8 protein-coding genes are annotated in these 6,967 nt (G+C 29.0%); all 8 read right to left on the bottom strand.

What is annotated here, in order from left to right:
* Positions 1-21 precede the first annotated feature (21 nt).
* The 8 genes from pgsA to era all read right to left on the bottom strand — a co-directional run bounded on the left by pgsA (position 22) and on the right by era (position 6,967).
* Complete coding sequence (gene pgsA, locus HMPREF1983_RS03275) at positions 22-591, bottom strand: CDP-diacylglycerol--glycerol-3-phosphate 3-phosphatidyltransferase (RefSeq protein WP_021752870.1); 570 nt, start codon at positions 589-591, stop codon at positions 22-24.
* A gap of 145 nt (positions 592-736) precedes the next feature.
* The gene (locus HMPREF1983_RS03270; protein ID WP_021752869.1) at positions 737-1,429 is read right to left on the bottom strand and encodes a hypothetical protein; all 693 of its coding nucleotides are present in this window, start codon (positions 1,427-1,429) and stop codon (positions 737-739) included.
* A 58-nt stretch (positions 1,430-1,487) separates the two neighbouring features.
* On the bottom strand, positions 1,488-3,518 hold the full coding sequence (locus tag HMPREF1983_RS03265) for a DNA translocase FtsK (RefSeq protein ID WP_052526605.1): 2,031 nt from the start codon (positions 3,516-3,518) through the stop codon (positions 1,488-1,490).
* Positions 3,519-3,708: 190 nt separating this feature from the next.
* The gene (locus HMPREF1983_RS03260; RefSeq protein ID WP_021752867.1) at positions 3,709-3,945 is read right to left on the bottom strand and encodes a ferredoxin; all 237 of its coding nucleotides are present in this window, start codon (positions 3,943-3,945) and stop codon (positions 3,709-3,711) included.
* On the bottom strand, positions 3,935-4,519 hold the full coding sequence (locus tag HMPREF1983_RS03255; RefSeq protein ID WP_021752866.1) for an XTP/dITP diphosphatase: 585 nt from the start codon (positions 4,517-4,519) through the stop codon (positions 3,935-3,937). Before HMPREF1983_RS03255 ends, HMPREF1983_RS03260 begins: the two co-directional genes overlap by 11 nt.
* Before the next feature lie 10 nt (positions 4,520-4,529).
* Positions 4,530-5,321 (bottom strand): glutamate racemase, encoded by a 792-nt coding sequence (gene racE / locus HMPREF1983_RS03250; RefSeq protein WP_021752865.1) that lies wholly within the window; start codon positions 5,319-5,321, stop codon positions 4,530-4,532.
* A 19-nt stretch (positions 5,322-5,340) separates the two neighbouring features.
* Positions 5,341-6,069 carry a DNA repair protein RecO gene (recO, locus tag HMPREF1983_RS03245; RefSeq protein WP_245576423.1) on the bottom strand — a complete coding sequence of 243 codons (729 nt, stop codon included), beginning with the start codon at positions 6,067-6,069 and terminating at the stop codon, positions 5,341-5,343.
* Entirely contained in the window at positions 6,056-6,967 is a 912-nt protein-coding gene (era, locus tag HMPREF1983_RS03240) for a GTPase Era (protein WP_021752863.1), read from the bottom strand. Before era ends, recO begins: the two co-directional genes overlap by 14 nt.

Genomic DNA, 6,967 nt, shown 5'->3' with positions numbered 1-6,967 from the left:
TGCACTTTATTTTACAACTTATCATTTAAAAACATGTATAGAATTTTTAAAATACTCCAAACCTGAAAGGATAGTTAAAATAACGGAAATCCAAAGTAAAATATAATCTAATTCAAAATGCCACATATTAAAAATAGGATTCCCCAGTAAAATAAGTATAATAGCTAACAATTGACTTACTGTTTTCAATTTACCCAGCATACCGGCAGGTATAACTTCACCCTTTTCTACCGCCAATAGTCGAAGTCCTGTTACAGCAAATTCCCTTGCAATAACGACAACAACCATCCAACTATGCATCATCCCCAGTTCAACCATTACAATAAACGCACTTCCTACAAGCAGTTTATCCGCTAGCGGATCTAAAAATTTCCCCATATTTGTTATAAGATTATATTTTCTCGCTAAATAGCCATCAATAAAATCTGTTATAGAAGCAAAAAGAAATATTAAAGCGGCTATAAAGGTGTTTAACTTAATAGATCTTCCATTTATTATTGATATAGAACCACCCATATCAATTAGTAAAAAAATTATAAAAACCGGTATTAAAATTGTTCTAAATAATGTTATTTTATTTGGTAGATTCATCGTAATTAATTATCCTTCTAACTTTTGTTTTATCTTTTTTAATGTACTAATTTATTATAACATAAACAATGATTAGCTACAATATAAAAACAATGAGAAAACCATTACTTTAAAGGTTTTCTCATCATTTTGTTAATTAAACATATTATTGGTTCTTTTGATTATTAGGTACAGTCGCACCTGAGTTTTGTCTTGCAGGTTGAGTAGGAGTAACAACAGGCGGTGTTGTTTGTCCTTGGGTTGCTTGACCGTTAGTTTGATCTTGTGTTTGTGTAGAAGGTGCAGCTTGTTGTGCATTGGCTGCTGCCAGAACCTCATTATTTGCTACTAGTACATTTGCTATTGTTGTTAATGTCGTTGCACCATCTCCCTCATTTTCATATATCACGTTTTTTTCTTTTTCAATAGTTGCTTGTAACGTATTTAAACTGTTTTTAGCTGAATTAACTTTTTCACTATCTTGTTTATCTACTTGTGATAATGTATTATTCTGAATTTCTTTTTCTATTAAAGATGATAAACTGGTACGCATTTGTTTAAGTACATCATTAAATAATTTAATTTCGTCATCTTTATTTTTAGAAGTTATCTCATCTTTTTTATCAAGTAATGTTTTAAGTTCAGATATTTTTTTATCTAATGTATCAACTTCATTAAACTTGTTCAAACTATTATTTATAAATTTTGTGTTAGCTGTTTCTTGTGAATTATTGTTACTTGTTACAGGTTTATTATTTTTGTAGTTTTGTTCTTTATTATATGCGTAGGCAGAAAGCCCTCCTATAATAAATAATAATGCAACAAGTATTCCCGATAATAATTTATTATTTTTTTTCATTATTTATACCTCTTAATATTATTTAAGTTAACATAATTTAATATATGTAAATAAAATTTTATTCGTTATCTTCCGAAAATTCTTTTTCTAAAAAAACCTTTCTAGGTTTTGCACCATCTGCTGGTCCTATGTAGCCGTCTTCTTCCAACATTTCAACAATACGTGCAGCTCTATTATACCCTATTTTAAACCTTCTTTGCAATAGTGATGCAGATGCTTTTTGTGTTTTTGCGATAAATAGTAATACTTCTTTATAAAGAGGGTCTATTTCATTATTCCCTCCCCCACTATTTTCTCTTGTTGTTTCACTTGGCGTCATATTTGGATCATATTGTGCTTTTGATTGACTTTTTACATAATCTACTACCTTTTCAACTTCTTCGTCTGATAAATAAGCGCCTTGGATACGCACAGGTTTATTTGAATCAGCCGACAAGTAAAGCATATCGCCTTTACCAAGCAATGTTTCAGCACCTGATTTATCAAGTATGGTTCTCGAATCAACACTGGAACTTACCGCAAAAGCTATACGTGACGGAATATTTGTTTTAATTACTCCTGTAATAACATCAACCGATGGACGTTGTGTGGCAATAATCATATGAATACCCGCAGCACGTGCTTTTTGTGCTATTCGTGCTATTGATTCTTCCACTTCTTTCGATGAAACCATCATCAAATCAGCAAGTTCATCAATTATAACGACAATATATGGTAATTTTTTATAATCCGGATCTTTTTCGGCTATTTTATTATAGCCCTCCATATTTCTAACTCTAGCACGTGAAAATTCACGATATCTATTTTCCATTTCAAGAACAACCTTATGTAGTACGTCAGCAGCTTTTAACGGATCGGTAACAACCGACGTTAGAAGATGCGGAATACCATCGTAAATGGAAAGTTCTACCATTTTAGGGTCAATCATTATTAACTTAACTTTGTCAGGTTTATTTTTGAGTAAAATGCTGGTTATTATCGTATTTACACAAACCGATTTACCACTACCGGTAGATCCTGCAATAAGCAAATGAGGTGTTTTATCCAAGCGTGTAAAAATAGCTTCTCCTGAAACATCTTTCCCCAAAGCCACTGATAATGGTGAATTGTCCTTACCGTTAACAAACACTTCTTTCATTGTTACAAGTTCATTAACTGTATTTGGAATTTCTATGCCTATAAGTGATTTACCCGGAATTGGAGCCTCAATACGAACATCTTTTGCTGCTAAATTTAGAGCAATATCATTGCTTAAATTAACAATTTTACTTACTTTTGTACCCGGTGTCGGTAAAATTTGAAACTGTGTAATTGATGGACCTACTATAGCCTTAACAATTTTTACTTCTATACCGAAGTTGTTAAATGTACTTTGTAAAATTTTTGATTTTTTAACAACATCACTTTTAGTTATAGTTTGTTGTTTTGTAGGATTGTTAAGCAAAGATATGGAAGGTAAAATATAACTGTCATAAGATTCTTCTTCGTTTTTTACGTTATCAAACTCAGAAACTTCTTCATTAAATTCTCTTATGTCAACTTCCAATTCCTCATTTTTTATTTTATTATAGCGTTTTTCATTGGAATTTTCTATTATCTTATCATCTTCAGAAATTATTACTTCATAATTATCTTTATTTTCACTTTCTGATTCATATACATTTTTATCAAATGAGTTTTGTATGGTATTTTTTACTTTTAGAACAAACATTCGATGATAAATATTCAAGTATAATATTATTGTCGTGATTATCACTGAAATAACAACAAGCAATGCTCCATAATATGACAACAAATATATAAGCAATTTTACGGGAAAATATGAAATCGCTCCACCTCCATAAAGTGATACTTTATCATTATAAATGTCACTAAAATTGATATAGTTCATATCTTTATTACCAATTAAAATTAGTTGGAATAAAAAATCAATAAGCACTAATATTACAATAAGAAAAATTGGTGATTTCAATTTTTTATTAAGTACATGATATACCGGAATACTAACTAATATTAAATACAGCAGATAACTAAAATTACCAAAACAGTATTTAAATGTAGCATCAAAAAATTTTCCAATAATTCCCATTTGTAAAACTGATAAAATTACTATAATTATAGAAATCACAAAAAATATTGAACGATATGTTTCTTTAGAAAGTGTAGGAATATTATTTTTTTTTGATGATTTTTTTGTTTTTGCAGATTTTTTCTTTTTAGGTATTGCTCCTATATTTTGTGTTTTTACTTGTTTTGTTTTTTTCTTTGTTGTAGTTTTTTTAGTACTCAATCTGCTCTCCTTCCTTATTTTCTTCCACAATAACTGACTCAGTAGGACAATTTTCACACGCTTCTTTTATTAAACTTTCATATTTTTCAGGAATAATTGCACTCATAGAATTATTATCAATATGACAAAATGCTATACCGTCTTCATCATAATCGTATACATCCGGACAAATTGCACTGCAATTTCCACATGCAATACAATCTTCTCTATTTATTTTAGTTTTCATTAATTTGTTCCCTTAAATAACCTGCTAATTTGTTTAAAGAATTTTTTCTATGACTAATAGAATTTTTCTCTTTATTACTTAGTTCAGCAAATGTTTTATTTAATTTTTTTATGTAAAAAATTGGGTCATAACCAAATCCGTTATTACCACGTTGTTCTGAAATGATTTTCCCATGACATTCTCCTCTAAATGTTATCTCTTCTCCATCAGGAGTTACTAAAGCTATAACAGATACGAAATGTGCCGGAGATTCTTTCCCATTCAGTTTTGTTAATACTTTTTCAATATTTTTTTTATCAGTTTTTTCCTTTGAATAGCGAGCAGAATAAACCCCCGGTTCACCATTCAGTAAATCTATTACCAACCCACTATCATCGGCTATTGCAATTTTTTTAGTATAATTAGAAATAATTCTCGCCTTTATAAGTGCATTTTCTTCAAAAGTAACGCCATCTTCAATAATTTCATCAAAAAATCCAACATCGGCAAGGCTTAGTATATTATAATTTGCTAAAATTTCTTTAATTTCTTCAATTTTATGTGCATTATTTGATGCTAATACCAACTCTTTCATGATATACTCCTTAAATATCCACTACCTGTGCAATAATATCTTGTTTTAACCATTTCGAAGCTATATTATTAAAATTTTTTCCTTCTTGAGATATAAAAAATTGATGTGCGGTTTTATTCAATTTTTTTTGATGTAATTTTTCATAAGTAAGGACGGTACTCACTTCACGCGCGGCTTCTCTACCAGAAGAGATAACTTTAATATCCTTACCATAAAATTTTTCTATTTCTTTTTTTAATATAGGGTAATGTGTACAACCAAGAACAACAGTATCCATATCTAATTTTTTTGTTTCATCCAATGCTTCCTTTAATAAATTTTCGGTAGCATGCGGAATAAGATTACCTTCAGCTTCAATAAAAGGGCAAAACGTCGGACATGATTTATTATATACAGTCATTTCCGGATTAATATTATCGATTTCGTTATTATATACTTTAGATTGTGCGGTAAAACGTGTTCCCAATACTAATACTTTGTTGTTTTCCGATGCCTGAATGGCACGTCTTGCACCCGGTTGCACTACCCCGATTATCGGAAGTTCATATTTATCATGCAAATAATCAAGAGCCGCCGCTGTCGCAGTATTACACGCAAGAACAATCATCTTAACCCCTTTACTAATTAAAAACTCCACGGCTTTTTCCGTGTACTTAATAATTTCTTCCTTTTTTCTGTCTCCATATGGACAATTTTTCACATCACCAAAATAATAGATAGTTTCATTTGGTAGTTGTCTCATAATTTCTCGTGCAACTGTTAAACCACCTACACCACTATCAAAAACTCCTATAGCACTCATTTTTATAAAATCCTTTCTACTAAATAGAGTTAAGTAATTTCTCCAACTCTATTATTTTCGGGTATGATTTTGTTTCAATTCCAACATATTCCTTAAACAATAAGTTACAAAATTCAAATAAGGAAACTAATTCTCTATCGTTAATATCCAATGCTTCTAAAAAATTTATCGGTTTTATACTAAAGTAATAAACCAACTTTACAAGGCTGTTAGTTATGGTATAACATCCTTGATCTAAATGATTTTTATCTACAAAAATACTATATCTAAAACTATATGCCACATAATCTAAATCTGTTTTTTGATATTTAAAATTAAAGCCGTGTATCTTTAATAGATTAATTAAGCAATAAATCGTAACCAAGCGCTCAGATATGTTATGATTTATGTAATCCAAACATTTACTTAGAAGTTTATATATATTTAAATATGTATCATTGCTATATGTAATATACTCTATTATGTTAGTGACATACGCATTTTTCATAACATCATAAATTATTGTGTTATATATATTTTCTATTTCCAGTGTTATTATTTTATTCATTCCACCTGTTGGAAAATAATTAATCAAAACTTTGTATGGGATATTTACCTTTGATTTTTTTTTATTTTTATAAACATTTTCATAAAAAAAGCTTTCAACACATCCATGTTCTGTTAAAACATGAAGTATCTCATGATAATCACGATATTTTATTTTTTTTATTATTATTCCTGTTACATGATTATTTCTAGTCAAAGACATCATCCCTATAGCCTAAATCACGAATTAAATTAGGTTTTGAACGCCAATTATCAATTACTTTTACCCATAATTCAAGAAATACTCTCTCACCAAGCAGTATTTCAATATCTTTTCTGGCACGAGTACCAATCTCTTTTATCATTTTCCCTTGTTTTCCAATAATCATACCTTTTTGTGATTTTCGTTCAACAACTATTGTAGCTATAATATTTTTCTTCTTATCTTTTTCTTTTGAAATTTTATCAATAACAACCGCGATAGAATGTGGAATTTCCTGTTCAGTAAGTTGCAAAACTTTTTCACGAATAAATTCAGAAATAACAAAATATTCAGGAGAATCTGTAATAACATCATCAGAATACATTTTTATACTTGGAATTAAATATTTTTTAGTTGTTTTTAATAGATTGTCAACATTAATAGATTTCAAAGCTGAAATAGGAACAATCTCTGCAAAATCATATAAATTTCTATAAAATTCTATAATTTCTAATAAATTTTCCGGACTAATTAAATCTATTTTATTTATTAATAAAAAGGTAGGAACATTAAGTTCTTTTATAATATTGATAATATGTTGATCACCACTACCGAATTTTTCATTGGCATTAATTATTAAATAAACTATTTCCGAATCTTTAATGGCACTATTAGCCAACTTCATCATATAATCACCTAATTTATGTTTTGGTTTATGAATACCCGGTGTATCGATAAAAACAATTTGAGAATCTTCATCAGTATAAACACCATTAATAATATTACGAGTAGTTTGTGGTTTATCCGACATAATAGCTATTTTTTGTTTAAGAATATTATTTAACAACGTTGATTTTCCTGCATTAGGTCTACCGATAATTGTTATAAAACCGGTTTTGACCTTTTCTATTGACAACAT

Source organism: Gemella bergeri ATCC 700627 (assembly GCF_000469465.1).
Lineage (GTDB): Bacteria > Bacillota > Bacilli > Staphylococcales > Gemellaceae > Gemella > Gemella bergeri.
This window is presented reverse-complemented; position numbering and strand designations above follow the sequence as displayed.